The sequence below is a fragment of the Erythrobacter sp. Dej080120_24 genome, from assembly GCF_036322605.1.
Lineage (GTDB): Bacteria > Pseudomonadota > Alphaproteobacteria > Sphingomonadales > Sphingomonadaceae > Erythrobacter > Erythrobacter aurantius.
The window spans coordinates 1,944,210-1,969,533 of the sequence record NZ_AP027262.1; the positions used below are offsets into that span (position 1 = coordinate 1,944,210).

At 62.2% G+C, this 25,324-nt stretch carries 24 protein-coding genes and 1 tRNA gene; 17 read left to right on the plus strand and 8 right to left on the minus strand.

All coding sequences use genetic code 11. From position 1 onward, the window contains the following. The first annotated feature begins 170 nt into the window (after positions 1-170). Positions 171-440, plus strand: coding sequence for a hypothetical protein (locus tag AABA34_RS09285; RefSeq protein WP_034953737.1), 270 nt, complete (start codon positions 171-173; stop codon positions 438-440). Here AABA34_RS09285 and AABA34_RS09290 read toward each other — a convergent pair. From AABA34_RS09290 to AABA34_RS09305, 4 genes are read right to left on the minus strand one after another with little or no spacing between them, the layout of a single operon-like run. Next, entirely contained in the window at positions 437-985 is a 549-nt protein-coding gene (locus AABA34_RS09290; RefSeq protein ID WP_338302393.1) for a phosphotransferase-like protein, read from the minus strand. The genes AABA34_RS09285 and AABA34_RS09290 overlap by 4 nt on opposite strands. Then, a complete protein-coding gene (locus AABA34_RS09295; RefSeq protein ID WP_338302394.1) occupies positions 970-1,752 on the minus strand; it encodes a cyclase family protein in 783 nt (260 codons plus the stop codon). The genes AABA34_RS09290 and AABA34_RS09295 overlap by 16 nt, the downstream gene beginning before the upstream one ends. Beyond that, a complete protein-coding gene (aroB, locus tag AABA34_RS09300; RefSeq protein ID WP_338302395.1) occupies positions 1,749-2,879 on the minus strand; it encodes a 3-dehydroquinate synthase in 1,131 nt (376 codons plus the stop codon). Before aroB ends, AABA34_RS09295 begins: the two co-directional genes overlap by 4 nt. Continuing rightward, positions 2,870-3,436 carry a shikimate kinase gene (locus tag AABA34_RS09305; RefSeq protein ID WP_034953747.1) on the minus strand — a complete coding sequence of 189 codons (567 nt, stop codon included), beginning with the start codon at positions 3,434-3,436 and terminating at the stop codon, positions 2,870-2,872. The genes aroB and AABA34_RS09305 overlap by 10 nt, the downstream gene beginning before the upstream one ends. A gap of 38 nt (positions 3,437-3,474) precedes the next feature. Between AABA34_RS09305 and AABA34_RS09310 the strand changes: the two genes are divergently transcribed. The 5 genes from AABA34_RS09310 to AABA34_RS09330 all read left to right on the plus strand — a co-directional run bounded on the left by AABA34_RS09310 (position 3,475) and on the right by AABA34_RS09330 (position 8,984). Next, entirely contained in the window at positions 3,475-3,684 is a 210-nt protein-coding gene (locus AABA34_RS09310) for a hypothetical protein (protein WP_252257591.1), read from the plus strand. Continuing rightward, positions 3,681-5,555 carry a hypothetical protein gene (locus AABA34_RS09315; protein WP_338302396.1) on the plus strand — a complete coding sequence of 625 codons (1,875 nt, stop codon included), beginning with the start codon at positions 3,681-3,683 and terminating at the stop codon, positions 5,553-5,555. Before AABA34_RS09310 ends, AABA34_RS09315 begins: the two co-directional genes overlap by 4 nt. Positions 5,556-5,561: 6 nt before the next feature. Then, on the plus strand, positions 5,562-6,449 hold the full coding sequence (locus tag AABA34_RS09320; RefSeq protein WP_034953752.1) for a tyrosine recombinase: 888 nt from the start codon (positions 5,562-5,564) through the stop codon (positions 6,447-6,449). 9 nt (positions 6,450-6,458) lie between these two features. Further along, a complete protein-coding gene (locus AABA34_RS09325) occupies positions 6,459-7,403 on the plus strand; it encodes an acetyl-CoA carboxylase carboxyltransferase subunit alpha (protein WP_338302397.1) in 945 nt (314 codons plus the stop codon). A 111-nt stretch (positions 7,404-7,514) separates the two neighbouring features. After that, positions 7,515-8,984 (plus strand): M48 family metalloprotease, encoded by a 1,470-nt coding sequence (locus AABA34_RS09330; protein WP_034954709.1) that lies wholly within the window; start codon positions 7,515-7,517, stop codon positions 8,982-8,984. An 88-nt stretch (positions 8,985-9,072) separates the two neighbouring features. Here the strand turns inward: AABA34_RS09330 and AABA34_RS09335 are convergent, their stop codons facing one another. Beyond that, positions 9,073-9,243, minus strand: a complete 171-nt coding sequence (locus AABA34_RS09335) for a Flp family type IVb pilin (RefSeq protein ID WP_084155636.1) — start codon at positions 9,241-9,243, stop codon at positions 9,073-9,075. A gap of 114 nt (positions 9,244-9,357) precedes the next feature. Further along, entirely contained in the window at positions 9,358-9,549 is a 192-nt protein-coding gene (locus AABA34_RS09340) for a Flp family type IVb pilin (protein ID WP_034953757.1), read from the minus strand. A gap of 71 nt (positions 9,550-9,620) precedes the next feature. Between AABA34_RS09340 and AABA34_RS09345 the strand changes: the two genes are divergently transcribed. Both AABA34_RS09345 and AABA34_RS09350 read left to right on the plus strand, forming a co-directional pair. Beyond that, entirely contained in the window at positions 9,621-10,052 is a 432-nt protein-coding gene (locus AABA34_RS09345) for a (deoxy)nucleoside triphosphate pyrophosphohydrolase (protein WP_051699923.1), read from the plus strand. A gap of 51 nt (positions 10,053-10,103) precedes the next feature. Continuing rightward, a tRNA-Arg gene (locus AABA34_RS09350) sits at positions 10,104-10,180 on the plus strand. Positions 10,181-10,252: 72 nt separating this feature from the next. Here AABA34_RS09350 and AABA34_RS09355 read toward each other — a convergent pair. Continuing rightward, entirely contained in the window at positions 10,253-10,663 is a 411-nt protein-coding gene (locus AABA34_RS09355; protein WP_338302398.1) for a metallopeptidase family protein, read from the minus strand. A 197-nt stretch (positions 10,664-10,860) separates the two neighbouring features. On the opposite strand from AABA34_RS09355, the gene folE reads away from it, so the two are divergent. After that, entirely contained in the window at positions 10,861-11,481 is a 621-nt protein-coding gene (gene folE, locus AABA34_RS09360; RefSeq protein ID WP_407931938.1) for a GTP cyclohydrolase I FolE, read from the plus strand. Between the two features lie 245 nt (positions 11,482-11,726). Here the strand turns inward: folE and AABA34_RS09365 are convergent, their stop codons facing one another. After that, positions 11,727-12,206: a peroxiredoxin gene (locus AABA34_RS09365; RefSeq protein WP_034953759.1), complete on the minus strand. Its 480-nt coding sequence runs from the start codon at positions 12,204-12,206 to the stop codon at positions 11,727-11,729. Between the two features lie 154 nt (positions 12,207-12,360). Here AABA34_RS09365 and ahcY point away from each other — a divergent pair, with 154 nt between their 5' ends. From ahcY to trxA, 8 genes are all read left to right on the plus strand, one after another. After that, positions 12,361-13,779 carry an adenosylhomocysteinase gene (gene ahcY, locus AABA34_RS09370; protein WP_034953761.1) on the plus strand — a complete coding sequence of 473 codons (1,419 nt, stop codon included), beginning with the start codon at positions 12,361-12,363 and terminating at the stop codon, positions 13,777-13,779. A gap of 110 nt (positions 13,780-13,889) precedes the next feature. Continuing rightward, entirely contained in the window at positions 13,890-16,235 is a 2,346-nt protein-coding gene (locus AABA34_RS09375) for a PAS domain-containing sensor histidine kinase (protein ID WP_338302399.1), read from the plus strand. 8 nt (positions 16,236-16,243) lie between these two features. Then, positions 16,244-16,687 carry a tRNA (adenosine(37)-N6)-threonylcarbamoyltransferase complex ATPase subunit type 1 TsaE gene (tsaE, locus tag AABA34_RS09380; RefSeq protein WP_338304723.1) on the plus strand — a complete coding sequence of 148 codons (444 nt, stop codon included), beginning with the start codon at positions 16,244-16,246 and terminating at the stop codon, positions 16,685-16,687. After that, the gene (locus tag AABA34_RS09385) at positions 16,684-17,673 is read left to right on the plus strand and encodes an aminoglycoside phosphotransferase family protein (RefSeq protein ID WP_338302400.1); all 990 of its coding nucleotides are present in this window, start codon (positions 16,684-16,686) and stop codon (positions 17,671-17,673) included. The genes tsaE and AABA34_RS09385 overlap by 4 nt, the downstream gene beginning before the upstream one ends. After that, the gene (locus AABA34_RS09390) at positions 17,670-18,386 is read left to right on the plus strand and encodes a nucleotidyltransferase family protein (protein WP_338302401.1); all 717 of its coding nucleotides are present in this window, start codon (positions 17,670-17,672) and stop codon (positions 18,384-18,386) included. Before AABA34_RS09385 ends, AABA34_RS09390 begins: the two co-directional genes overlap by 4 nt. Then, positions 18,379-21,405 (plus strand): PD-(D/E)XK nuclease family protein, encoded by a 3,027-nt coding sequence (locus AABA34_RS09395; RefSeq protein ID WP_338302402.1) that lies wholly within the window; start codon positions 18,379-18,381, stop codon positions 21,403-21,405. Before AABA34_RS09390 ends, AABA34_RS09395 begins: the two co-directional genes overlap by 8 nt. Further along, positions 21,402-24,944 carry a double-strand break repair helicase AddA gene (gene addA / locus AABA34_RS09400; protein WP_338302403.1) on the plus strand — a complete coding sequence of 1,181 codons (3,543 nt, stop codon included), beginning with the start codon at positions 21,402-21,404 and terminating at the stop codon, positions 24,942-24,944. The genes AABA34_RS09395 and addA overlap by 4 nt, the downstream gene beginning before the upstream one ends. Positions 24,945-24,994: 50 nt before the next feature. Next, positions 24,995-25,315 (plus strand): thioredoxin, encoded by a 321-nt coding sequence (gene trxA, locus AABA34_RS09405; protein WP_034953771.1) that lies wholly within the window; start codon positions 24,995-24,997, stop codon positions 25,313-25,315. The last annotated feature ends 9 nt before the right edge of the window (positions 25,316-25,324 follow it).

A 25,324-nucleotide genomic window follows, 5' to 3' on the forward strand; every position in this document is an offset into this window, starting at 1 on the left:
CTATTTCAAACGCCTGTTATTAATCCGCTTCCTCATTGTACGCGGACGACGAAAGCCGTGGAAACAGCGGCTTTCTCCACAGCTGCACTTTCTACAGGATGGGTTTTGTAGGACAATTCAAGTGCTGATTCGGACTGTGTCCGCATGATCAACCTGTGGGGGATTTGATTATGGCTAAGAAAGGCACTGGATACTTCGACCGCAAGGGGCATTTCTTCAAAACCCCGCGCGATGCGACTGTCAGCGATCTTGCCGCATTGCTGGGCCAGATCGGCGAGGGCGAAAGCCTTGCGCCCGGTATTGCACACATGCTGCTGGACCGCCGGACGGAAATTGAGCGGCTGTTTGCCGAACATGACGAGATGCTCGCCGAGCACGAAGCGGCCAAGGATGCCGATCTGGGCGACAAGGTGACGAAACTGCCGCGGCCTGCGGGTTAAGCTGCGATCCGTTCCAGAATCAGCCGCGCCAGAGCATCCGGCGTCTGTGCGTGGGTATCGACTTCCAAATCATAGCTGATGCCATTGTGCACGCGTTCGGACTGCTCGCGCGCAAGTCCGATGAGCCGATCCCCGCGCTCTCTTTCCCGCCGCTCAAGCTCCGATAGCGGGGCATCGACTTTCACGACAAGGCAGCCGTTCCCCAGCCGGCCACGGTAATCCGCTATAGTGTCCGCTTCGGCAACCTCATCCACGATGACGTTGAAGCCGGTTTCCGAAAGCCCTCTGACAAGACGGCGCATTTCCAGCAGCAATGCCTCGCCCGAAGGCCCGTTTGTCATCTGAGGCAAGACTTCGCCTTCGCGGCTGACTTCGACCATGGGAAACCACTCACGGTCGAATTCACGCCCGTCGGGAAGCATGGCGATGAAACTGTCCATCGCCACATGCAGCCAGATTTCATGCGAGTATTTCTGGATCGCCTTTGCAAGCGTGGTCTTGCCCGAACTGCTGACCCCGTTGAGGATGATCACGTTGACAGACATCGGTCGACAATCGCCACGGCGCGTATCCAGCCTGCGCTGGCGCGTTCGATCTTTACCGGGAAGCAACTGAACATGAAGCCGTGCGGGGGCAGGCTTTCGAGATTGGTCAGCTTTTCGATCTGGTAATAGGGGCGGATGCGACCGGCCTTGTGGCCTTCCCAGATGATCGCCGGATCGCGGCTTTCAGCCCAGCGTTTCGCCGTGTGGCTGAAGGGCGCGTCCCAGCTCCACGCATCGGTGCCGACCACTTCGACACCGCGCTGCGTCAGCCACAGCGTCGCTTCGGCGCCCAGGCCAACACCCTGATCGGTGAAATTGTCGGTGCCATAGACTGCACCCGATTGCACCAGAACGATGTCGAGCGGTTGCAGATCATATCCGATGCGCGCCAGTTCCGCTTCCACCTCCGCCGCGCTCACCACATGGCCGTGGGGCAGGTGCGAGAAATCGAGCTTCACGCCGGGGCGGAAAAACCGGTCGAGCGGAGCCTCGTCAATGCTGGGGGCGGGGGAGGCTCCCTCATCGGTGGTCGAATGGTAATGCCACGGCGCGTCCATGTGGGTGCCGTTATGCGTGCTGAGTTCCAGCATCTCGACCGCCCAGCCTTCGCCATCGGGCAGGTCGTCCTTTTCCAGCCCCGGAAAGAACATCGCGATCTGCCCCCAGGTGTCCTGATGCGTCATGTAGGTCACTTTGGGCCGCATGACTTCGGGATCGGAGATCACGTCATTGGTGATCGGGATCGACAGATCGATGAAGCGGGTCATTCAAGCTCCCCATCCAGAAACGCGGCGACATCAGCCAGTTCGACATCGCGCGCCATGTAAGCTGCGCCAATGCCCTTCATCAGCAGAAATGGAAGGGTGCCGGAGCTTTCCATCTTCTTGTCGTGCAGCATGTGATCGACCAGCCGCCGACCGTCGCAATCCATGCCGAGCGCATTGATTTCCGACGGCAGGCCCGCAGCGGCGATGGCGCTGGCGGTGCGCTCTGCCTCCGCTTGTGAAAGCTCGCCTCGCCGCGCCGAATATCGCGCAGCCAACACCATGCCCAGCGCCACCGCTTCGCCATGCAGCAGCCTGTCGGAAAAGCCCGTTTCCGCCTCAAGCGCGTGGCCGAATGTGTGGCCGAGATTGAGCAGAGCGCGCACTCCGCTCGTCTCGCGCTCGTCCTCGGCCACGATGCGGGCCTTGGCGCGGATCGATGTGGCGACGGCTTGGTTCAAGGCCTCGGGATCGCGTGCCAGTACCCTGCCGCCGTTTGCCTCCAGCCATGCGAAGAACTCGGCATCGCCAAGCAGGCCGTATTTGAGCACTTCGGCATAGCCGGCGCGCATCTCGCGGTCGGGCAGGGTGTCGAGCATCGCGGTGTCCGCCAGCACCAGCGAGGGCTGGTGAAAGGCGCCGATCAAATTCTTGCCCGCGGCGGTGTTGATCGCGGTCTTCCCGCCGACCGAAGAATCGACCTGCGAGAGAAGTGTCGTGGGTATCTGCACAAATCCACAGCCACGCTTCAGAATCGCGCAGGCAAAGCCGACAAGATCGCCGACTACGCCGCCACCCAGCGCGAAGACGTGATCGCTGCGGGTAATGCCGAGGCCGAGCAGCCAGTCGGTCAACCGCGCAAGGCTGTCCCAGCTCTTCGAAGCTTCGCCCGAGGCTACTTCATACCATGCGATCTCATAGCCGTCGCTGGCGAGCGAGCGGGCAAGGCTTTCCCCGTGATACTTGCGGGCATTCACGTCCGCCACCACCGGCACTGTGCGCCCGGCATAGGGTTCGATGAACTTGCGTGCCTGCACCATCGCATCGTCGAGCAAGCCCTGTCCGATCAGCACGTCGTAGGATCGCCCGCCCAATTCGACCCGGACGGGTGGCGGGTTGGTCACAGCCATTTGTCTATCGCCTCGATAATGGAACGCGCCGTGTCCTTGTGCGGGGCGTTGTCGCTTGTCACGCGGATATGCGCCTGCGCGTAGAATTCGCGCCGTTTTTCCATAAGATCGGTCAGGATCTGCTTGGGATCGCCGTTTCTCAACAACGGGCGGGTGTTGCGGCGCGCGGTACGCTCCACCAGCGTGTCGATGTCACAATCGATCCACACGGCGACGGCGCGTTCAAGAATTAGCGCACGCGTTTCCGGATCGACGAAGGCGCCGCCCCCGGTGGCGATCACCCCGCGCTCCTCTTCGATCAGGCGAGCGATAACGCGGCGTTCCCCGTCGCGGAAATAGGCTTCGCCGAATTCGTCGAAGATTTCCGGGATCGAACGCTGCGCCGCCTCCTCGATCGCGTCGTCGGCATCGACAAATTTGCGGCCCAGCATTCCGGCAAGCCTGCGCCCCACTGTCGACTTGCCAGCCCCCATCAGGCCGACCAGCACGACAGGCCGATCCAGCCTTGCGGCCACATCGGCAATATCCTTGCGGGTCAAACTTGCGTTACCAGTCATTGCGGCTTGGCCTATAGATGGGGTAGAGCGCGCGCAATATGTCTGACAATCCGGGCGCGACCCATGCACAACCGAAAAATCCTTCCGGTTCTCCGATCAAGCGCGGCAGTCCGCCACGCCGGTGGCCGCTTTATCTTGGTCTGGTGGTGATCGCGGTGCTGATTGTTGCCTATATCGACGGTGGGCAGGAGCCGATCCGCCCGATCATCGAACCGGTCGCCATGCCGACATCGGAAGGTGCGCAATGATGCGGGGCGCGGGTCTTGTCGCGGGAGTGGCCGCGATTGCGCTGGGCGGCGCGTTGGCCGCAGGGCTTTCGACAGGCCTCGCGAGCGCGCAGCAGGCGCCTGAATCCCTCTTGCCGCCCGGTTTTGACGATCCGGCCCCCACGCCGACCCCGGCTCCAAGGCCGACTGCCGCTCCGCCGACAGCACCCGCTGCGCCAGGTGCAGCGCCGGCAGGACCATTGCCGCCTCCCATTCCGGGTGTCCCCGCGGAGCTGCCCGCTGCCCCGCAATTGTCCGAGGAGGAGTTGTCGCGCCTGCCCTCGCTTGAGGAACTGGAGGAACTGTCCACCGATCAGCTTGACGATCTGCTCGGGCTCAAGCCGAAATTCGACATCCCGCCTGCAGCGCGCCGCTCCATGGCCCGTGTCGGGCTGATCAGCACCGATGAAGGCGGTTTGCCGTCGCAGGCGCTGGCCCGCCAACCGGCCAAGCTGGTGCGCGCCATCCTGAAGGGGACCAAGGGCCCGCTGGTATCGCGCTGGGGCCACATCGTGATGCGGCGCGCTTTGGCGAGCCGTCTGGCAGCGCCACGCGGGATGAACCCGGCGGAATTCGTCGCCTTGCGCGCGCAAGTGCTCAATTCGATGGGTGAATTCGCTGTCGCGCGCGGTCTGGTGCAGGATGTAGATGCCGGCAACTGGAGCCCGGCGATGACGACGGAGGCGTTGAAAGCCTATATCGCGACGTCCGATATCGTCGGCGCTTGCCCGGCTGTGCGATTGCAGGGTTCGGCGCGTGAGGATGCACAGTGGGACATGCTCCAGGCAATCTGCAACGCCTATGCCGGTGAAGGGGCGCTCGCCGCATCGCAGCTCAACGCCGCGCAGAACCGCGAGATCGCACCAGAGATTGACCTGCTTCTGGCACAACGCTTTGCCGGAGCGGCCGGTCGGGGCCGGGGCGGAACCACTGTAAGCTGGGACGGGGTTGAGGAATTGACCCCTTGGCGGTTCGCGCTTGCCAATGCGCTGGGCGAGGAAATCCCGACGGGACTGATCGAAGATGCGATCGCGGGGCCGCGCGCCGACTATTACGCAATGGCAGGCGCAACCGCGCCGATGCTGCCGCTGGACGTGCGTGCCGGGTATGCGGAGCTCGCGGCGAGCCGGGGTATCCTTTCCGCATCGGCCATGGTCGATCTCTACAGCCAGATTTACGCCGAACCCACGATTGGCGGGGAATTCTCCGACCGCGCAGCGCGGCTGCGCGAAGCCTATCTGGGCGTCGAGCCGGATAGCCGTATCACCGCCATGCGCGGGCTGTGGGGTGAAGGGACCATCGGATTTTCGGGGCAGATCCTGACAGCCTTTGCCGCTGCCCGTATTCCCCCTGCCGCCGATCAGGCTGACGACGCCGGTGAGCTAATCGCCTCGATGCTTACCGCCGGGCTGGACAAGGACGCGGCGGCATGGGCCGGAACTGTCGAAGCGGGATCGCTCGGCTGGGCCTTGATCGCGCTCGCCGATCCCGATGCGGGCCGGGTTGAGGACGATGCGCTCAACGCCTTCGTCGCGTCCGACGATAGCGAGGATGAACGCAAGTCCGCTTTTCTCGTGGCCGCTCTGGCGGGGCTGGGCCGCTTGCCGGTGAATGCGGCGGACGGTTACGGCGTTGACCTTTCGCGTCAGACCCGCTGGACCCGGATCATCGATCGCGCGGCGGAGGTGGAAAACCCGGTGATGGTCGCGCTGCTGGCAGGACTGGGGATGCAGGGGCAAAGCTGGTCGCAGATGACCCCGCTGCATCTCTATTACCTCACCTCCAGCCTGCGCCGTGTCGGGATGGAAGCCGAAGCCCGGATGATCGCTGCCGAAGCGGTCGCGCGCGGCTGATTTCCGGTGTCGGCGGCGACACAGGCTTTCCTTGAAATGCTCGCCGCAGAGCGCGGCGCTGCGGCAAACACGCTGGCAGCATACCGGCGCGATCTTGATGGCGCGGAGGAGGCGCTGGGCGATCTGGCGCAGGCGAGCCGCGCGGCGGTGGCCAAACTGGCGGGGCAATGGGCCGATCTCGCCCCCTCCACGATCGCGCGAAAGAGCTCCGCCTTGCGGCAGTTCTTCGGCTTCGCCGTGGACGAAGGCTGGCGCGACGATGACCCTTCGGGCGCGCTCCCCAATCCGCGCAATCGCAGGCCCCTGCCAAAGGTGTTGTCGCATGAAGCGGTAGAAACCCTGCTCGAACGCGCCGAACTTGAGGCGGGCAGCGGCAATCCCGCAGCGTTGCGGCAACTGACCCTGATCGAAATGCTGTACGGTTCGGGTCTGCGGGCGACCGAACTCGTCAGCCTGCCGCTATCCGCCGTGCCGCGCGATGCGCCGCTGATCACGGTGACGGGCAAGGGCGGGCAGGCGCGAATGGTGCCTGTCAGCGAAAGGGCGCGGCTGGCGCTGTCCGAATGGATCAAGGTGCGGCCCACGACACCGCCTTCGCGGTTCCTGTTTCCTTCGCGCGGGGGCAAGCATCTGACGCGGGTGCGGCTGTTCCAGTTGCTAAAGGATCTGGCGGTGCGCGCCGGGCTCGATCCGGAGGGGATCAGCCCGCATGTGCTCAGGCATGCGTTTGCCACCCACCTGCTGGAAGGCGGGGCGGATCTGCGGGTGCTGCAAACGCTGCTGGGCCATGCGGATATCTCGACCACGCAGATATACACCCATGTCGATGCGGCGCGGCTGGTCGAACTTGTAAATTCCCGCCATCCTCTTGCCGCGCGGCGCAGTTGCGACTAGCGACGAGGCATGATTTCATACCTCGAATTCGAGAAGCCCGTCGCCAATCTGGAAGAGCGCATTGCGGAATTGCGCGGCCTCGATGGCAATGGCGATGTCGACGTGAAAGCCGAGATCGAGCGGCTGGAAGCGAAAAGCGCCGAATTGCTGGCCAGCACCTATGCCTCGCTCACGCCGTGGCAGAAGACTCAGGTTGCGCGCCATCCGCAGCGCCCGCACTTCCGCGACTATGTTGCGCATGCCTTCACCGATTTCATGCCCTTGGGCGGGGATCGTTATTATGGCGACGATCAGGCGATCATGGGCGGCTTTGCGCGGCTGAACGGCCGCCGGGTGATGCTGATCGGCCACGAAAAGGGGAACGACACCCAGAGCCGGATCAAGCACAATTTCGGCATGGGCAAACCCGAAGGGTATCGCAAGGCGATCCGCCTGATGGAAATGGCGGGACGGTTCGGCCTGCCGGTTGTGACTTTGGTGGACACTTCAGGCGCGTTTCCGGGAATCGAAGCGGAAGAGCGCGGCCAGGCCGAAGCGATTGCCCGGTCTACCGAGGCGTGCCTCGCGCTGTCGGTGCCGATGGTTTCGGTGATCGTCGGCGAAGGCGGATCGGGCGGGGCAGTCGCGCTGGCCAGTGCCGAACGCGTGCTGATGTTTGAACATGCGGTCTATTCGGTGATTTCGCCCGAAGGCTGTGCCTCGATTCTGTGGCGCACCGCCGAAAAGGCGGCTGATGCGGCGCAGGCGATGAAGATCACCGCGCAGCATCTCAAGCGACTGGGTGTGATTGACCGAATCGTGAAAGAACCCGTCGGCGGCGCCCACCGCAATCCGGCCGAGGCTGCGGCAAATCTGGGGCAGGCAATCAACGAAGAGCTTGATGAACTGGACAAACTCGACAGCCAGAGCCTGATGCGGATGCGCGAGGAACGGTTCCTGCAACTGGGCGGATAGAGTCAGGCGGGCTTGCCCTGCCACGTAATTTCCCGATAGTTAAACCATGCGCCGGGGTGGGTAAGTCGCGGTCATCATGCGACGCCCCGATGCGGGAGAGACGCGATGGGGATGACTGCACGCAAATTCTGGATTGCCGGGGCCGCGCCGCTGGCATTGGCGCTGAGCGGGTGCATGGGTGGCGGGGAAATCCCTTCGGCATCGACACCGATCACCAATTCCGAAGCGCAACAGGGCGCGCAATATCACCCGCAATTGCTGGCACAGTTCGGCGGCGCGATGGGCGGCTCGCAGGCGCAATATGTCGCGCAGGTGGGCAAGAATATCGCGGTGCAATCGGGCCTCGGCAATGCGCGCGAAAGCTTTACCGTCAGCCTGCTCAATTCCCCCGTGAACAACGCCTTCGCGGTACCGGGCGGCTATATCTACACCACGCGCCAGCTGGTTACGCTGATGAACAACGAGGCCGAACTGGCAGGTGTGCTGGGACACGAAGTCGGCCACGTCGCCGCACGCCATTCGCAGCGCCGCCAGCAGACCGCACAGCGCAATTCGATCCTCGGCGTTCTGGGCGCAATCGGCAGCTCCTTGCTGCTGGGCGACAGCAGCCTTGGCAGCACATTGTCGCGCGGGTTTCTGCAGGGTTCGCAGTTGCTTACGCTCAGCTTCTCGCGCTCTCAGGAACTTGAGGCGGATGATCTGGGCATCCAGTATCTGACCCGTGCGGGCTACGATCCGCGCGCCATGTCGACCGTGCTGGCCAGCCTTGCAGCGCAGAATAGTCTCGACGCGCAATTGCAGGGCCGCAATGCAAGCGTGCCCGAATGGGCTTCGACTCACCCCGATCCCGCGAGCCGAGTGCAGCGCGCGTTCTCGGCATCGCAGGGGTTGCCGGGCAGTGTGACCAATCGTGACACATTCCTGACCCGGATCGACGGGCTGCTGTATGGCGATGATCCCGAACAGGGCGTGATCGAAGGCAGCCGTTTCATCCATCCCGTCCTGCGGCTCAGCTTCACCGCGCCGCAGGGGTTCTACATGGTCAATTCGACCACCGCCGTCAGCATCAACGGGCAGGGCGGGCAGGCGCAATTGTCGCTCGCGCCTTATAATGGCGATCTCGACAGCTATGTGCGCCAGCAATTCCGTGCGCTGGGCGGGCAGAACAACAATCTCGCCCCACAAACCTTGGAGCGAACCACGGTCAACGGCTTGCGTGCAGCCTATGGGCAGGCGCGGGTCAACAACGGCAACAGCCAGGTCGATGTGACGATCTACGCCTATGAATTTTCGAATGATCGCGCCTATCACTTCGCCGCGATCACGCCCGCCGGACGCAGCAACACCTTTGCGCCGATGTTCCAGTCGATGCGGCGAATCACGCAGGCCGAGGCAGGGCAGGTGATTCCGCGCCGGCTTCAGGTCGTAACGGTGCAGCGGGGCGATACCGTTGCCAGCCTCGCTCGGCGCATGGCCTATGATCGCGGGCAGGTGGAGCGCTTCCGAGTGCTTAACGGGCTGGGTGCCAACGATTCGTTGGTGGCGGGTCAGAAGGTCAAGCTGGTGGTGCGCGGTCGCTAGGCGGATCACCTGCGCCGGGCACAAAAGAAAAGCGGCGGGGAAAACCCCGCCGCTTCCTTGAAACGTTTAACTCGTTTCGAACGGGCGATTAGCCTTCGTTCTGCATCGAGGTGTTCACTTCCGAGAAGGTGTCCGACAGGGTGTTGCCCAGCGAACCCATGGCAGTGATTGCAGCGACGGCGATCAGAGCAGCGATCAGGCCGTATTCGATGGCGGTTGCGCCCTGCTCGTCACGAACGAGGTTCTTGAAAAAGGTCATTGTAAGTCTCCTGGTTTCAGTCTTCGGTACCCGTGCCCGTCCAAAAATTCCGAACAGACATACGTGGGATTAATGAGCAGCAGTTGAGAAAGTCCTAACTTGGAACCTTTCCGATCAGTTATTGCCGTTCATGGCATCCACGGATTGCGTCTCGACCGTGCTCCATGTTTCGATGGTCGCCGTGGCTACGCCTTGGAGAGCACCGATCATCGCGATCACGATCAGACTAACGATCAGTCCGTATTCAACAGCGGTGGCGCCAGAATTGTCGTTCCCAATGTGCTTGAGGAATGTCGTCAATTTCATGATGTCACCCGTGGCTCCTGATGAAACCGGTAATCGGCTCAAGGCGTTAAGAAATGGTTGAAGGAAGCCCGATGGTTGGAAAAATTTCCGACAATGCCGGTACGCCAATCTGGGTCGTGGCGGGTGCGCTGCAGGGCAGGGACGGGCGATGGCTGATGCATCGCAGACCGTTTGACAAGCACCACGGCGGGCTTTGGGAATTCCCCGGCGGCAAGGTCGAAGGTGCTGAAAAACCAATAGAAGCACTGGTGCGGGAACTGGAGGAGGAACTCGCGATCAATGTCATGCCGGACGCTTGTTGGCCTGTTGCCTTTGCCGAAGACCGATCTGCGGCGGCTTCCCCGGCGATTGTAATTCTCCTTTACAAGATCACGGATTGGGCCGGTGAACCGCGTGCGGTCGAAGGTGAGGAAATCCGATGGTTCGACGCAGCGGGCGTGATGGCGCTTGAAAAGCCGCCGCTTGATCGGGAACTGGCGCATAATCTGTTCGAAAAAGCGTGAAACAGGGATTGCAATGCCGCGCACACCCCCTTATGTGCCGCCCCTCAGCGCGCACCCGTAGCTCAGCTGGATAGAGCACCAGACTACGAATCTGGGGGTCAGAGGTTCGAATCCTTTCGGGTGCGCCAACAAAAAAGCCGGTCCCTGCGGGGCCGGCTTTTTTGTTTGTGGATCAGGGAAGGGGGCCTGCCGTGTATGCGTCAGTCTTCGACCATGGCTTCGAGCGCGTGCATGTCGTCGTCGGAGAAGCCGAAGTGATGGCCTGCCTCGTGGATCACGACGTGACGCACCAGTTCCTCGAACCCGACGCCGGTCTCCTCCATCTCCCGCAGCAGCGGTTGCCGGAACAGTGTGATCACTGGCGGCAGGGAGGGTTCATCCCACAGCGATCGCTCCGGCAGGGGCGTGCCTTCGTATAGCCCGGTGAGTTCCCAGCGAGTCTCGATCTCGACCGATTCGAGCTGTTCTGCCGTCGCGAACTCCTCGATTCGCACCGTCACTTCCGCCAATTCCTCACGCAGACGCGCCGGGATGCGCGCAATCACCGCTTGCGCGGCAATTTCGAAATCGGCGCGAGTCGGCTGGTCGAGGGGTGAATTGCTCTCAGTCATGCCTATATCAGCCATATGCAGCGGCAAAACGCTGCCGCAAATGTCCGCTTCGGCTTCAGTTGCAAATTTCGCATGGAACTCCCTGAAGTCTCGTGGCTTTTAATCCCAGGGATCACAATGAGGAAGTAAGGGACCGTAGACCGGGTCCAATTGCTTGCCACGAATAGGCCGGAAAACGGCTACAGAGAGGTAACGCCATGAACTATATGTCCCATGACCATGATGATTTTGACCCGGATAATCCCTTGAACAAGCCAGACGTACCCGAGGACGTGCAGGAAGCCGTCCGCACCCTGATCCGCTGGGCGGGCGATGATCCGACCCGCGAAGGACTGATTGATACGCCCAAGCGCGTGGGCCGCGCGTGGCTGGAATACTGCCGTGGCAATCAGGAAGACCCCGCGATCCACCTTTCGCGCATTTTCGAGGAAGTCGGCGGCTACGACGAAATCGTGCTGTTGAAAGACATTCCGTTCCAGTCGCACTGCGAACATCACATGGCGCCGATCACGGGCAAGGCGCACATCGCCTATCTGCCTGACAAGAAGGTCGTCGGCATTTCGAAGCTGGCCCGCGTGCTGCACGGGTTTGCCAATCGCCTGCAGGTGCAGGAGCGGCTGACCGCTGAGGTCGCGCAGTGCATCTGGGACAATCTCGAACCGCGCGGCGTCGCCGTGGTGATCAGCGCCGAACATGGCTGCATGACGGGCCGCGGGGTGAAGGTGCACGAGGTGGAGATGCTGACCAGCCGCATGCTCGGCTGCTTCCTCGACGATCACCGCAGCCGTCAGGAAGTCATGAGCCTGATGGGGTATTGAGGCGGTAACGCCTGCCCGATTTTCCGCGCCGCTTTCCTACAGGCTCATCGCCGTGCAATGGCTTGCATCAATGGTGATGCGGCGGGAAAATTTTTTAAATTTGGATAAGTGTCAATTTCGCCTTTTGGGGCGATTTTGACGTGAAATCAGAAATTTGCCGGGAGAAAACCCGGCTGACACCGTGTCGGCTTTGTCAACTTTGTTCGCAGGTGCAGCATTGCGCTGCTGCACCTGCCACGAAGGCCTTACAACTGATCGAGCATGAACTCGGCGCTCGACACCTTGAAATCGCCGGGCGCTTCGACATTGAGCTGTTCGACGACGCCGTCGTTCACCACCATCGAGAAACGCTGACCACGCTTGCCCATGCCGAATCCGGCGGCATCCATGGTGAGGCCGATCGCTTCGACGAATTCGGCATTGCCGTCAGCCAGCATGGTGATCTCGTCCGATCCGGCGGCCTTGTTCCATGCGCCCATGACGAAGGCGTCATTTACGGCGGTGCCGACGATTTCATCGACGCCCTTGGCCTTCAGGTCGGCGGCCTTCTCGACAAAGCCGGGCAGGTGGCGGGCCGAACAGGTCGGGGTGAAGGCTCCGGGAACGGAAAACAGCGCGACTTTCTTGCCCGCGAAATATTCCGACGACTTCACCTGCTGCGGCCCTTCGGCGGTGGCTTTGACGAGGGTTACTTCGGGGAGTTTGTCGCCAACGGAAATAGTCATCGAGAAATATCCTTTCGTGTGAGGGAAGCTTGCCGGAACGATATAGACCCGGATCGCCGTGCGGCAACAATTACAGATATAAAGATAAGTTTATATTTGCGAAGAACGCAGCCCGCAGCTAGGGCGCAGGGCAAGAAAATATCAGGAGACAGTCATGGCTACGCTCGCGCCCGCTCAGGAACACATCATCAAGGACATTTCGCTCGCCCAATATGGCCGCGACGAAATTTCCATCGCCGAAACCGAAATGCCCGGCCTGATGGCACTGCGCGAGGAATATGGCGCGGCCCAGCCGCTGAAGGGCGCGCGCATCACCGGTTCGCTGCACATGACGATCCAGACCGCGGTGCTGATCGAAACGCTGGTGTCGCTGGGTGCCGAAGTCCGCTGGGCGACCTGCAACATCTTCTCGACCCAGGATCACGCCGCTGCCGCAATCGCCGCACAAGGCATTCCGGTGTTCGCGGTGAAGGGTGAAACGCTGGCGGATTACTGGGACTATGTCGGCCGCATCTTCGACTGGTCGAGCGAGGCCGATCCCGATCTCACCGCAAACATGATCCTCGACGATGGCGGCGATGCCACCATGTTCGCGCTGTGGGGCGCGCGGATCGAGGCGGGCGAGGAAATGCCGGCCCCAGCCAATGCCGAGGAAATCGAATTCCAGCGCGCGCTGAAGGCTTTTGTGAAGGCAAAGCCGGGCTACCTCACCCGTTCGGTGAAAGCGATCAAGGGCGTGTCGGAAGAGACGACCACGGGCGTGATGCGGCTTTACCAGATCGCCAAGGCGGGCAAGCTGCCGTTCCCCGCGATCAACGTGAACGACAGCGTGACCAAGTCGAAGTTCGACAACCTTTATGGCTGCAAGGAATCGCTGGTTGACGCGATCCGCCGCGCAACCGACGTGATGCTGGCGGGCAAGGTCGCCTGCGTTGCCGGCTACGGCGATGTGGGCAAGGGCTCGGCCGCGTCGCTGCGTGACGGCGGCGCCCGCGTGATGGTCACCGAAATCGATCCGATCTGCGCCCTGCAGGCTGCAATGGACGGTTATGAAGTCGTCTCGATGGAAGAGGCGTGCAAGCGCGCCGACATCTTCGTGACCGCGACCGGCAATGAAGACGTGATCACTGGCGAACACATGAAGGCGATGAAGAACATGGCCATTGTGTGCAACATCGGCCACTTCGACAGCGAGATCCAGATTTCCGCGCTCAACAATTACGAGTGGAAGGAAATCAAGGAAGGCACCGACATGGTGACGCTGCCTGATGGCAAGAAGCTGCTGATCCTCGCCAAGGGCCGCCTTGTGAACCTGGGTTGCGCCACCGGCCACCCCAGCTTCGTCATGAGCGCGAGCTTCACCAACCAGACGCTCGCTCAGATCGAGCTTTTCACCAAGTCGGACGAATACGAAAACGACGTGTACGTCCTGCCAAAGCACCTCGACGAAAAGGTCGCCGCACTGCATCTGGAGAAGCTCGGCGTGCAACTGACCAAACTCAGCCAGAAGCAGGCGGACTATATCGGCGTGCCGAAGGAAGGCCCGTTCAAGCCGGATCACTACCGCTACTAGGATCGATCCGGTCAACTTGTTCAGACAGCCCCTGCAATCCGACCAGATTGCGGGGGCTTTCCGTCTCTGCAACAGTTGCAAGGAAGAAAGGTCCGGCATAGCTGAACAGGATGGAAATCACGCCCACAGCCTTGATTGTAATCGGACTGCTTCTGGCAGTCTGGACGATCGCGGCTGCAATTGTGATCCTGCGGGCATCGGCCAAGGCGAGGCGGGCCAAGGCCTTGCAGACCTCGCTCAAGCGGATGCAGCGGATGCTGGATGTCGCGCCTGCCATACCGATGCTGGTGCGCGTCGACGGCAGGATCGAAGCGCCCGAGCGGCTGGCGCGATGGCTGGGGCTGCAATCGGTCCCCAAGTATCTGAGCGAGCTTGAAGGAGCCGATGGCGAAGGCTTGTCCAAGGAGCAGGTCGAAACGCTCAATGCAAAGGTCCGGCTGACGCAGAAAAGCGCGACACCGTTCCAGATCGTGATCACTCCTCCGGGCTCGCGCCGCAGCCTTGCGATGCAGGGCGCGCTGGCTGACCCGCAAGTCTCACCCGCTGGCGCGGCGATTGTCTGGGTCTTCGACTTCACGAGCAGCGAAGAGGAACTTGTGCGGCTGCGGGAAGTCGCGGAGCGATCCCAGGCCGATTTCACCGCCTTGATAGGCCTGATCGAAGCAGCGCCGGTGCCGATGTGGTTCCGCGATCCCGATATGCGCCTGCGCCTCGTCAATCAGGCCTATGTCGAAGCTGTGGGGGCTGAAAGTCTTCAGGCTGTGATCGACGGTCAAATCGAGTTGCTCGAACCCGAAGGCGGGCGTACTCCCGCGCAGATCGCGCGCGAATGCCTTGAGCGGCAGGTGGAATTGCAGCGCGATGATGCGGTGACGATTGACGGGGAGCGTCGCAGCGTAAGGGTGACCGATCTGCCGCTGGGACACGACGGCGTCGCAGGATACGCCATCGATATCGAGGAACAGCAGCAGGTCACTCGCGAATTCCGGGCGTTCAAGGATGCCCAGCGCGCCATGCTCGATCAGCTCTCTGTCGGCGTTGCGCAGTTCAATGCGAAGGAGCAGCTGACTTTTGCCAACCGGCCATTCCGCCGCCAGTTCGGCCTGTCGCAGGGCGTGGTGGAAGCGCGCATTCCGTTCGAACGGCTTCTGTCGGACGCGCGCGATTTCGGCCGCACGCCTGAAGTCCGCGACTTTCCTGAATGGCGCCGCGAACGTTCGGCATGGTTCGACGCCGCAGACACGCAGGAAGAAAACTGGCCTCTGCCCGGCGGCACCCATTTGCGGGTGGTCGCACAGCCGATGCCCGACGGCGGTCTGGTGATGATTGCCGAGGACAGGACCGAGCAACTGGCGCTTTCCGCCACCCGTGACACGCTGTTGCGGACGCGGACCGCGACGCTCGACAGCCTGTTCGAGGCTCTCGCCATTTTCGCGCCTGACGGATCGGTGCAGCTATGGAACCGCACTTTTGCAGGGACCTGGGGTCTGCCGAGCGAATTTCTCGATACCCATCCCAGCGCGGAAGGGCTGCTTGAGGCAATCGGACAGAACCTTGCCAATCCACAAGAGGCGGAACTGATCGGCAGCGTCGTGCGCGCCGCGACGCTGGATCGGCGTGAGAAGAACGGTCAGGTGGCTCTCACCGATGGCCGGACACTCAGGTTTGCGGGCGTGCCGCTGCCGGACGGCAACGGCCTGCTGACCGTGCTCGACATCACCGACTCCCAAAAAGCGGAAAAAGCGCTGCGCGAACGGGCAATCGCGCTCGAGGAAGCCGACGCGGTGAAGGCCCGCTTCCTTGCCAACATGTCCTATGAATTCCGCACGCCGCTCACCACGATTGGCGGCTATGCCGAACTGCTCAAGAGCGGGGCCGCGGGCGATATAGGCGAGCAGGCGGGCGAGTATGTCGATGCGATCCTGACGTCGACCGCGCGACTGACCGAGCAGGTCGAAAACGTCCTCGACCTGTCGCAAAGCGAGGCCGGGTTGCTGCCTATCGACAAGCAGGAGATCGATCTTCTGGCGTTCCTGACGGGTCTGGTGCGCGAAAGGGAACAGGCGATCATCGGCGCTAGGCTTGGGCTAGATCTCAAAGGACGGCGCGGGCGCGTCGTCGATGCCGATCCGCGCCAGTTGGGTCGGGCGGTCGGCAACTTGCTCGACAACGCCATCGAACACACGCCGGAGGGCGGCAAGATCGTGATCGAGATACCCAAGCCTTCGGTAAACGACGAATGGCGCGGGATGATCGTGGTCAGCGACAATGGCGAAGGCATGACGCCTGACGAACTCGCCCGTGCCGAGGGGGCCTTGCGGGGCGGCGATGAAGCGGGCGAGGGCACCGGGCTGGGCATCCGTCTGGCGCGCCAACTGGTCGAAGCGCACGGCGGCACTCTGGAAATGGCGAGCGAGAAAGGCCGCGGGACAGTCGCCGCGATCACCCTCCCGTGAGCGAACACGTGCGCCATCAACTGCCTGATCTTGCCGCAATGGACGCATTCGGCAGCCGCATTGCGGAGCGCTTGCAACCGGGCGATGTCGTCGCTCTCGAAGGCGGTCTGGGGGCAGGGAAGACAACCCTGTCACGCGCTATCCTTGCAGCTCTGGGGCATGAAGGCGAGGTCCCTTCGCCTACCTTCACCATCATCGAAACTTATGACGCGCCGCCATTGCGGCTGCCCGTGGTGCATGCCGATTTCTATCGGCTCGACGATCCGGCGGAGGTCGAGGAGCTTGGCCTCGACGATTATCGCGACGGTGCCGCCTTGCTGGCGGAATGGCCCGATCATGCGGGCGGATTTGACCATGAACCCGCCTGCCTCACGATTGCGCTCGAAGTTGCGGAACAGGGACGGATTGCAATTGTGAAACCGGGGCGAGATTGGCTAGTGCGGTTGCCATGATCGAAATCCCTGCGGGTCTTACCGAATTCGTTGCGCAGGCAGGCTGGGGCGATGCGGATATCGATCCGATCCCCGGTGATGCCTCGTTCCGTCGCTACTTTCGCCTGCGCCGTGCTTCGGATGAGACGGCGATGCTGATGCATGCGCCGCCGCCGCACGAAGACCCGGAGCCTTTCCTCAAGGTCGCCGCGTGGCTGAATGATTGCGGAATGCGCGCGCCGGAGATTCTCGCCGCCGATCCCGCACTGGGCTGGGTGCTGACCGAGGATTTCGGCAATGACCGGATGCGCGACTGGCTGGACGTGAACCCGGCACAGGAAGAAACGGCCTATACCGCGGCAATCGATGCCCTTGTCGAATTGCATCGGCAGCCACCGGGGCCGTTCGCGCCTTACGACATGGAGACTTACCTGCGCGAGGCACGGCTGTTCATAGAATGGTACACTCCGGCGGTGGGCCTTACCGTGGATGAGGCCGGTTTCGAGGCCGCATGGCGCAAAGTGCTGGCCCCGCTTGAGGCGCGTCAATCGCCCGGAGTGACGGTGCTGCGTGATTACCATGCCGAAAACATCATGCTGCTGGGCGGCGTGGCCACTGCACCACAGGGGCTGATCGATTTTCAGGACGCGCTGGTCGGCCATCCGGCCTATGACCTGGTGTCGCTGTTGCAGGATGCGCGCCGCGACGTCGATCCTGGTTTTGCCGACCTGATGCTGGAGCATTATCGCGAACAGGCGGGTCGGTTCGACGAACATTTCATCGGCGATTACGCCACGCTGGGTGCTCAGCGGAACGCCAAGATTGTCGGTATTTTTACCCGACTACACAAACGCGACGGCAAGCCGAAGTATCTGTCGATGATCCCGCGTGTGTGGCGCTTGCTCGAAGATGATCTGGCCTATCCCGCGCTGGCTCCTGTGGCGGCGTGGTTTGACGCCAATATCCCGGCGGAACTGCGCCAGACTGGCGGAGGAACCATCGCATGAGCACGCTTGCCAGCGATACCGCGATGGTGATGGCCGCGGGGATGGGCAAACGGATGCGACCGCTCACGGCCAGCCAGCCCAAGCCGATGGTGCGCGTCGCGGGCAAGCCGCTGATCGATCATGCGCTTGATCGGCTTGCTGATGCGGGCGTCACGCGGGCTGTCGTCAATGTCCATTACCTTGCCGACTCGCTTGAAGCGCATCTGATGGCCCGCGCCGCGCCCAAGGTGATTATCTCCGACGAACGCGCGGAGTTGCTGGAAACGGGCGGCGGTCTGATCAAGGCGCGTGAGCACCTTCCCGAAACATTCTTTTGCCTCAATGCCGACAACATCTGGTTGGACGGCCCCCGTAACGCCTTCAGCGATCTGTCAAAGCGTTGGGATCCCGAACGGATGGATGCGCTGCTGCTGGTGGTCAGCCATGCGCGCGCGGCCAATTTCAACGGTCCGGGCGATTTCTACATGGACCCGCATGGCAAGCTTTCGCGCAGGACGCCGGGAAGGATCGCGCCATTCATCTTCACCGGAATCCAGCTGATTTCCCAGCGGCTTCTGCGTGACGCGCCAGAGGGCAAGTTTTCGACCAACATACTGTGGGATCGCGCCATCGAGGAGGGGCGTCTATATGGCGTTTCCTTCACCGGCCAGTGGTTCGAAGTCGGAACCCCGCAGGCAATCGGCCCGACCGAGGATGCGCTGAAGCGTGGGTGAAGGGCAGAAACCCAAAGTCTATTCCATCGCCGCCCACCGCGGCTTTGCCGATGCGCTGGTGGCCGGGATCGTGCCGCGCTACTCGCAACCTGATGTAGGGCTGGCTCGGCTGACCTTGCTGGTCCCCAGCAGCCGCGCCGCGCGGACCATTTCCGAAGCATTTGTGCGGCACAGTGGCGAAACCGGTCGCGACGGGATGCTGATGCCGCGCATGGTGACGGTGGGCGATCTCGATCTGGACGAATCGCTCGGCGTGCTGCTCGATCCCTTGGGTGCGGATGACATTCCGCCCGCGGTTGATCCGACACGGCGTTGGTTCGAACTGGAACGGCTGATCGCGCAGGAGCAAGCAGAACAAAAGGAGCGCCCCTTGCCGGGGGCGGCACGATTGCGGCTGGCCCGTGACCTTGCGCGGACGATGGACCGGTTGCTGGTCGAAGGAAAGGAGCCCGAGGATCTCCTGAAGCCCGGAGTGCTTGACATGCTGGGCGACCTTTCACAGCACTGGATCGACTCGCTGAGGCTGTTCGCGCGGGTGCAGGAGCGTTGGCGCGCCCGTCTGGACGAACTGGGCGCTGTCGATGCCGCCACCAGGCGCAACATGCTGTTTGACCGGGCGGCGCGCAGATGGCGTGAAAACCCGCCTTCAACCCCGATTGTCGCAGCCGGTGTGACGAGCGCATCCCCGGCGCTTGCCCGGATGCTGCGCACGGTTGCCAATCTGCCGGATAGCGCGGTGATCCTGCCCGACCTCGATCTTTCTCTCAGCGACGAGGCATGGGCCGAACTTGGGCGCGCGGGCGCTACTCCCGAGCCGGGCGGGGAGGTGTTTGGCCGGAACGACGCGCTGACCCACCCGCAATATCATCTCAAGCTGCTGCTGGAGCGCATGGGTGTTGCCCGCGGCGAGGTGCTGCCCTGGCACCGCAAGGGCATGACCGCGTCCGAACCAGCGCGCAGCAGAGCCATCAGCTCGCTGTTCCTGCCTCCGCAAGCCAGCCGGACGTGGATTGATCTGGAAGCGAAAGACCGCCGCCTCAACGGCGTGCGCCTGATGACGAGCGCAACGGCGGAAGAAGAGGCGCAAGCCATCGCGCTGTTGGTGCGCGAGGCGCTGGAAAAGCCAGAAAAGCGGATAGCGGTGGTGACTGCGGACCGTTCCCTAGCACGGCGGGTGACGCAGCATTTGGCGCGTTGGAACATCGTTGCCGATGATTCCGCAGGACGCGCGCTTTCGGTAACACCGGCAGGGCGGTTGCTCGGCCTGCTGGCGGAGCTTGCTTCCCATGGGCCGAAACCGGCGGAATTGATCGCGGCTCTTGCGCATCCCCTGGTGCGATCACCTGATCCCGATTTGCGCCGCGGCTGGCTTTCCGGCCTGCGCCGTTTTGACCGCGAATTGCGCGGTCCCAGCCCCGCATACGGGCTCGGTCCCCTGCGTGATATCGCGCGCCTAGCCGGGGTTGCGGAGTGGTGGGAAGAGGTCGAGGCAATCGTTGCTCCCTTGCTGCCGGGCGAAGCCGATATCCGATTGGCCGAGGCACTGGATCGCCTCGTCAAGGCCGCCGAGGATCTGGCGGGCGATGCGATCTGGTCGCGCGAGGATGGGCGTGCGCTTGCCGCGATGGTCGAAGATCTGCGGCTGAATGCGCGGCTGCTTGATACCGCGATTGCGCCGAGGGACCTGGCGCCGGTGCTGCATGATGCGATGGAGGAAATCGCGGTGCGGCCACCTTATGGCGGGCATCCTCGCGTCGCGATTTATGGTCTGCTGGAATCACGCATGGCCCGCGCTGATCTGGTTATCTGCGGCGCGCTGAACGAAGGAAGTTGGCCGCAAACACCCGGCGGCGATGCTTTGCTTGCTCCCGGAGTGTTGCGGGCGATGGGCGTTCCGGCCTCCGAGTTCAGAATAGGTCTGGCCGCGCACGATCTCGCCGGGGCACTGGGCGCTCCCCAGGTCGTGCTTAGCCGCGCCTTGCGCGATGCCGACGGGCCGACGCTGCCGTCGCGGTTCCTGTTGCGGGTCGAGGCCCTGCTGGGCGAGCTTGAGGACGAGCACCGCGAAAAGCGCATGCCGGGTCTTATCGCGGCGCTTGATCGCGAAACGGAGCGGGCGGAAGATTATCCCCGCCCGATGCCAAGCCCGACTGCGGATCAACGCAAGGTAAGCATCAGCGCCACCGCGCTCGATCGGTTGCTGGGCGATCCTTATCAGTTCTACGCCCAGCAAATCCTTGGCCTGAGCAAACTAGAGCCGCTTGCCGCCGATCCCTTTGCCGATCCGGCTCTGCGTGGGACGCTGGTGCATGGTATTCTGGAGGAATGGCACAAGCGGCGCATGATCGAGCCTGATCTCGCGATTGGTCCCTTTGCCGCCAGGAAATTTGCCGAGAATCAGGTCCATCCGCTGTTCAAAGGGCTGTGGCAACCGAGGCTGATCGCCGCGCTCGAACATTTTGCAGAGATGATCGAGGAAAAAGCCGCCGAAGGCCGCGTCGTGATCGCTGCGGAAGCCAAGGGGGTCATGTCTGTTCGCGGCATAAAAGTGCATGGACGCGCCGACAGGATTGACCGTTTGGCAGACGGGACGCTGGCGATTGTCGACTACAAGACCGGCAACGTGCGCAGCGGCAAACAGGTCGAAAAAGGGTTTGCGCTGCAAATGGGTGTGCTTGGCCTGATCGCGCGCGATGGCGAATTCACCTTCGATGATCGGCCCATTTCCGGAGAGCCGGTGGTTTTCGAGTATTGGACATTCGCACGCAAGGACGGCCGGTTTGGCAAGGTGGTTGATCCGATCAAGAGGACTAATAGGCAAAGCGGCCTCCCTCCTGAGGAATTCCTGCCCAAGCATGAGGAGTTCCTCGCGCGTGCGATTGACCGGTATCTGCTCGGCAGCGCGCCCTTCATGGCGAAGGAGAACCCCGAATACCCTGGCTATTCGGATTACGACCAGTTGATGCGGCTTGAGGAATGGATCGTCCGTATGACAGGCGGCGCTGAGGGCCAGTCATGAGCGCCAAGGTCTTCCCGCTAAAGGACAAGCAGCTGGCCGCCGCCAATCCGGAAGATAACGTCTGGCTTTCCGCCTCGGCCGGCACAGGCAAGACTCAGGTTCTTTCGGCGCGGGTGTTGCGCCTGTTGCTGACCCCCGGTGTCGATCCGTCGCAAATCCTGTGCCTTACCTTTACCAAGGCCGGGGCTGCGGAAATGGCCACAAGGATCAACGAGGTGCTGGCGCGCTGGGTCCGGCTGGAAGAGACCGCGTTGTTCAAGGATCTCGGCAACCTTGGTGCCGATCAATCCGCGGCGACCATGGCGCATGCACGCACCCTGTTTGCCAGCGTTATCGATTGTCCCGGCGGGGGCCTGCGGATCGATACCATTCACGCCTTCTCGCAATGGCTGCTGTCGCGTTTTCCAGAGGAGGCGGGCCTGCTGCCAGGCGCAAGACCGATGGAAGATCGCGACCGGGAGATGCTGGCCCGCGATGTTCTTGCCGAAATGCTGGAAGAGGCCGAGGCTAATGGGGATGAAGCCCTGCTTGGTGCGGTTCGCAAGTATTCGCTTGAGAAAGGGCCGAACGCGCTGCTCGGCTGGCTCATGCGCTGTGCGGGTGCTGCCGACCTATGGGAAGGGCACGACGCTTGGCAGCCTCCGATGCAAGCGAGGGTAAACCGCCTGATCGGCATCCCCTCCGACGCGGATGAGCGTTGGGCCGAGGAATTGCTTCATCCCGACAATTTCCCTGACGGGCATCTGCGTTCAATGTTGCCCCTCATGCAGGAATGGAATGCAAAGGCTGGGCGTGAGGCTTCGGATTTCATTGCGCGTTGGCTGGTCGCCGACGTTTCGCAAAGGGCCGAAATAGTCAGTTCGATCTATGACAGCATCCTCAAGAAAGACGGCGAGCCGCGTGTCATGGCCAAGCCGACACAGGCGGAGCCGCGATTGCCGGATTGGCAACAGGCGGTGGCTGAAGCGATGGCAAATTTCGAGGCACGCAAGAGGCTGCTCGCGCTTAGCGATTTCATCACTCCGGCGCTTGAACTGGGGCGGGCATTCTTCCTGCGTTGGGAGGAAGCCAAGGCTCGCGAAGGACTGCTCGATTTCGACGACCTGATCCGCAAGGCCGGTACGGTGCTGAAGAACAGCACTGCCGCCGATTGGATCCGTTACAAGCTGGATCGCAGTTTCGATCATGTCCTGATCGACGAGGCACAGGACACCAACAGCGCGCAATGGGATATCGTTCACGCGGTGATCGACGACTATTTCAGCGGTGAAGGCGCGCGTGGTGACAAGATCCGCACCATCTTCACCGTTGGCGATTACAAGCAAGCGATCTTCGGATTTCAGGGGACCAGCCCGGACAATTTCGAGCGTGCCAAGCAGAAAGTGCATGCGCGGATTTTGGCGGCAAGGGCAAACGCCGAGGCGATCCGTTCGAACCGCCGAATGCCAACGTGGAAAGACCTGGAACTGGGCCTGTCATACCGGACATCGCCGGTTGTCCTCGATTTCGTCAATCGCGTGATCGAGATGCTCGGCTTTCCCGCTTTCGGTCTCAAGAAGGCGCCCGAACCTCATGAATCCTCGACACCGGAACTCGGCGGACTCGTTACGCTGTGGGACCCGGTGACTGTGGCTGACAATGAGGAAGAGGATGACGAAGGACGCGGTCCAGACGCCGGCGAGAATTCCGATTATCAGCAGGGAGAGGAGCGCGGCTGGCTTCCCAAGCATGACACGGTCCTAGCCGAGAAGATCGCAAAGCAGGTCCACCAGTGGATTTATGGACCAGAGCCTTTCGTGCTGGAGAAAGGCAAACGCCGCTATGCGCAGGCGGGCGATGTCATGGTGCTCGTTCGCAGACGTGCGGAGCTTGCGCGCGAAATCGTCGCCAAGCTTTATGCCAAGGGCGTGCCTGTCGCAGGGGTGGACCGGTTGCGGCTGGGTGATCCGTTGGCGGTGAAAGACCTGATGGCTGCCTTGCGCTTTGCCGCGCAGCCTCTGGACGATCTCAGCCTTGCCAATCTGCTTTCATCACCCTTGATCGGCTGGTCTCAGGACGACCTTCTGCAATTCATTCCCCGGAAGCCCAAGTCGCGATTGTGGGAACATCTGCGCGATCATTCCGACGCCAAGGTCATCGAAACGGTGGAGAAGCTGCGCGAACTTCTGGCGCGGGCCGATTTCGAGACGCCTCAGGCATTGCTCGCATGGTTGCTGACGGGGCCATGGCAGGGGCGCAAGCGGCTGGTCGAGCGGTTGGGGCGCGAGGCCAACGATCCGATCGACGAACTGGTCAACACGGCTTTCGCCTATCAAAGCGGCCACATTCCCAGCCTGGCCGGCTTTATTGCATGGTTCGACGCTGGCGATGGCGAACTCAAGCGGGACTCCGACGAGGCAACTGGGCAAGTGCGGGTCATGACGGTTCATGGTTCCAAGGGCTTGCAGGCGCCGATTGTCATTCTGGCCGATGCGACCGGCAAGCCGGGCGAGAGTGCGGATCTTGAACTGGTGGATGATCCATCGGGAACCCTTGGCGAAGAAGCGCGCAAGGTGCCTGTGCCGCCGGTTTCCAAGGATGCGCGCGCCGGGCGACTGGCCGAAGCCCATGAAGCGGCCCTTGCGGCCAATCTGCAGGAGCATTGGCGCTTGCTCTATGTTGCCATGACCCGGGCAGAGGAAGCGCTGTTCATCGGCGGCGCGCTGACGGCCAAACAGGCGAAGAGCGGTGTCCCGGAGGACAGCTGGTACGCGCATCTTGAAGCCGCTTTTGACGGGGAACGGATCGAGGACCCGATCTGGTACGGCCGACGCCAGATTGGCGAATTCCCCCGGTCTGGGGATATAGAGGACAAACCGGATCGGCAGGAAACGGCCGATCTGCCGCCGTGGCTGACGCAGCCGATTGGGCCGGAACCTCGCCCACCACGCCCGCTTGCGCCGAGCAGTGCAGGTGAGGTGCAGGGCAGTGATCCGCCGCTTCCCGCCGAAGCCGCAGCGCTTGCTGCGCGGCGCGGGACCTTGATCCACCGCATGCTGGAACGCCTGCCCGAAATCGCGTCTTCGCAGCGGATGAAACAGGCGACGGCATGGCTGGAACGGCAGGCTGGGGACCTTGACGAAGCGGTGCGCGCGGAAATGCTCGAAAGTGCGCTTGCGGTTGTCGAACAGCCTGAATTTGCGGAGATATTCTCACCGTCCGCGCTGGCAGAGGTGCCGCTCGCTGCCACTGTCGGTGGGGTCGTGATCGCGGGGACGGCAGACAGGCTGCTGATCACGGAAAAGGAAGTCACCGTGGTCGATTTCAAGACGACCCGTCGCCCGCCCGAGCGGATCGAGGAAATCCCGGTTTCAACCCTGCGCCAGATGTCAGCCTATGCCGCGGCCTTGGCGAAGATATATCCCGGTCGCACAATTCGCGCGGCAATCCTTTACACCCATGCGCCAAGCCTGTTCGAAATCCCGGCGGTTACACTTGACCTGCACAAGGATCGTTTGGGAGAGGCGCAGGAAAGCTATGCCCCCGCAGCTATTGAGTGAAACGCGAAGCCGCCTAAGTTGGGCGTAAGCAAACTTCAGGAGACGCCGATATGGCAACCGTCAATGTAACCGATGACAGCTTCAAGACCGATGTTCTGGACAGCGACACGCCTGTGCTGGTCGATTTCTGGGCCGATTGGTGCGGCCCGTGCAAAATGATCGCCCCCGCGCTTGAGGAGATCAGCGAGGAACTGGCCGGTCAGGTGAAGATCGCCAAGATGGACATCATGGAAAACACCGGCATTCCCGCCGAAATGGGCGTGCAGTCGATCCCGCTGATGGTGCTGTTCAAGAACGGTCAACCCGTGGCGCGCAAGGTTGGCGCGGCACCCAAGAGCCAACTCAAGGGCTGGCTCGAAGGCGAGCTTTGATCGCGGCCG

What these genes read in the sequence shown, in the direction of transcription:
- AABA34_RS09285 (WP_034953737.1), top strand. Translation starts at nt 171, where the DNA reads ATGGCTAAGAAAGGCACTGGATACTTCGACCGCAAGGGGCATTTCTTC.
- AABA34_RS09290 (WP_338302393.1), bottom strand. Translation starts at nt 985, where the DNA reads ATGTCTGTCAACGTGATCATCCTCAACGGGGTCAGCAGTTCGGGCAAG.
- AABA34_RS09295 (WP_338302394.1), bottom strand. Translation starts at nt 1,752, where the DNA reads ATGACCCGCTTCATCGATCTGTCGATCCCGATCACCAATGACGTGATC.
- aroB (WP_338302395.1), bottom strand. Translation starts at nt 2,879, where the DNA reads ATGGCTGTGACCAACCCGCCACCCGTCCGGGTCGAATTGGGCGGGCGA.
- AABA34_RS09305 (WP_034953747.1), bottom strand. Translation starts at nt 3,436, where the DNA reads ATGACTGGTAACGCAAGTTTGACCCGCAAGGATATTGCCGATGTGGCC.
- AABA34_RS09310 (WP_252257591.1), top strand. Translation starts at nt 3,475, where the DNA reads ATGTCTGACAATCCGGGCGCGACCCATGCACAACCGAAAAATCCTTCC.
- AABA34_RS09315 (WP_338302396.1), top strand. Translation starts at nt 3,681, where the DNA reads ATGATGCGGGGCGCGGGTCTTGTCGCGGGAGTGGCCGCGATTGCGCTG.
- AABA34_RS09325 (WP_338302397.1), top strand. Translation starts at nt 6,459, where the DNA reads ATGATTTCATACCTCGAATTCGAGAAGCCCGTCGCCAATCTGGAAGAG.
- AABA34_RS09330 (WP_034954709.1), top strand. Translation starts at nt 7,515, where the DNA reads ATGACTGCACGCAAATTCTGGATTGCCGGGGCCGCGCCGCTGGCATTG.
- AABA34_RS09335 (WP_084155636.1), bottom strand. Translation starts at nt 9,243, where the DNA reads ATGACCTTTTTCAAGAACCTCGTTCGTGACGAGCAGGGCGCAACCGCC.
- AABA34_RS09340 (WP_034953757.1), bottom strand. Translation starts at nt 9,549, where the DNA reads ATGAAATTGACGACATTCCTCAAGCACATTGGGAACGACAATTCTGGC.
- AABA34_RS09345 (WP_051699923.1), top strand. Translation starts at nt 9,621, where the DNA reads ATGGTTGGAAAAATTTCCGACAATGCCGGTACGCCAATCTGGGTCGTG.
- AABA34_RS09355 (WP_338302398.1), bottom strand. Translation starts at nt 10,663, where the DNA reads ATGACTGAGAGCAATTCACCCCTCGACCAGCCGACTCGCGCCGATTTC.
- folE (WP_407931938.1), top strand. Translation starts at nt 10,861, where the DNA reads ATGAACTATATGTCCCATGACCATGATGATTTTGACCCGGATAATCCC.
- AABA34_RS09365 (WP_034953759.1), bottom strand. Translation starts at nt 12,206, where the DNA reads ATGACTATTTCCGTTGGCGACAAACTCCCCGAAGTAACCCTCGTCAAA.
- ahcY (WP_034953761.1), top strand. Translation starts at nt 12,361, where the DNA reads ATGGCTACGCTCGCGCCCGCTCAGGAACACATCATCAAGGACATTTCG.
- AABA34_RS09375 (WP_338302399.1), top strand. Translation starts at nt 13,890, where the DNA reads ATGGAAATCACGCCCACAGCCTTGATTGTAATCGGACTGCTTCTGGCA.
- AABA34_RS09385 (WP_338302400.1), top strand. Translation starts at nt 16,684, where the DNA reads ATGATCGAAATCCCTGCGGGTCTTACCGAATTCGTTGCGCAGGCAGGC.
- AABA34_RS09390 (WP_338302401.1), top strand. Translation starts at nt 17,670, where the DNA reads ATGAGCACGCTTGCCAGCGATACCGCGATGGTGATGGCCGCGGGGATG.
- addA (WP_338302403.1), top strand. Translation starts at nt 21,402, where the DNA reads ATGAGCGCCAAGGTCTTCCCGCTAAAGGACAAGCAGCTGGCCGCCGCC.
- trxA (WP_034953771.1), top strand. Translation starts at nt 24,995, where the DNA reads ATGGCAACCGTCAATGTAACCGATGACAGCTTCAAGACCGATGTTCTG.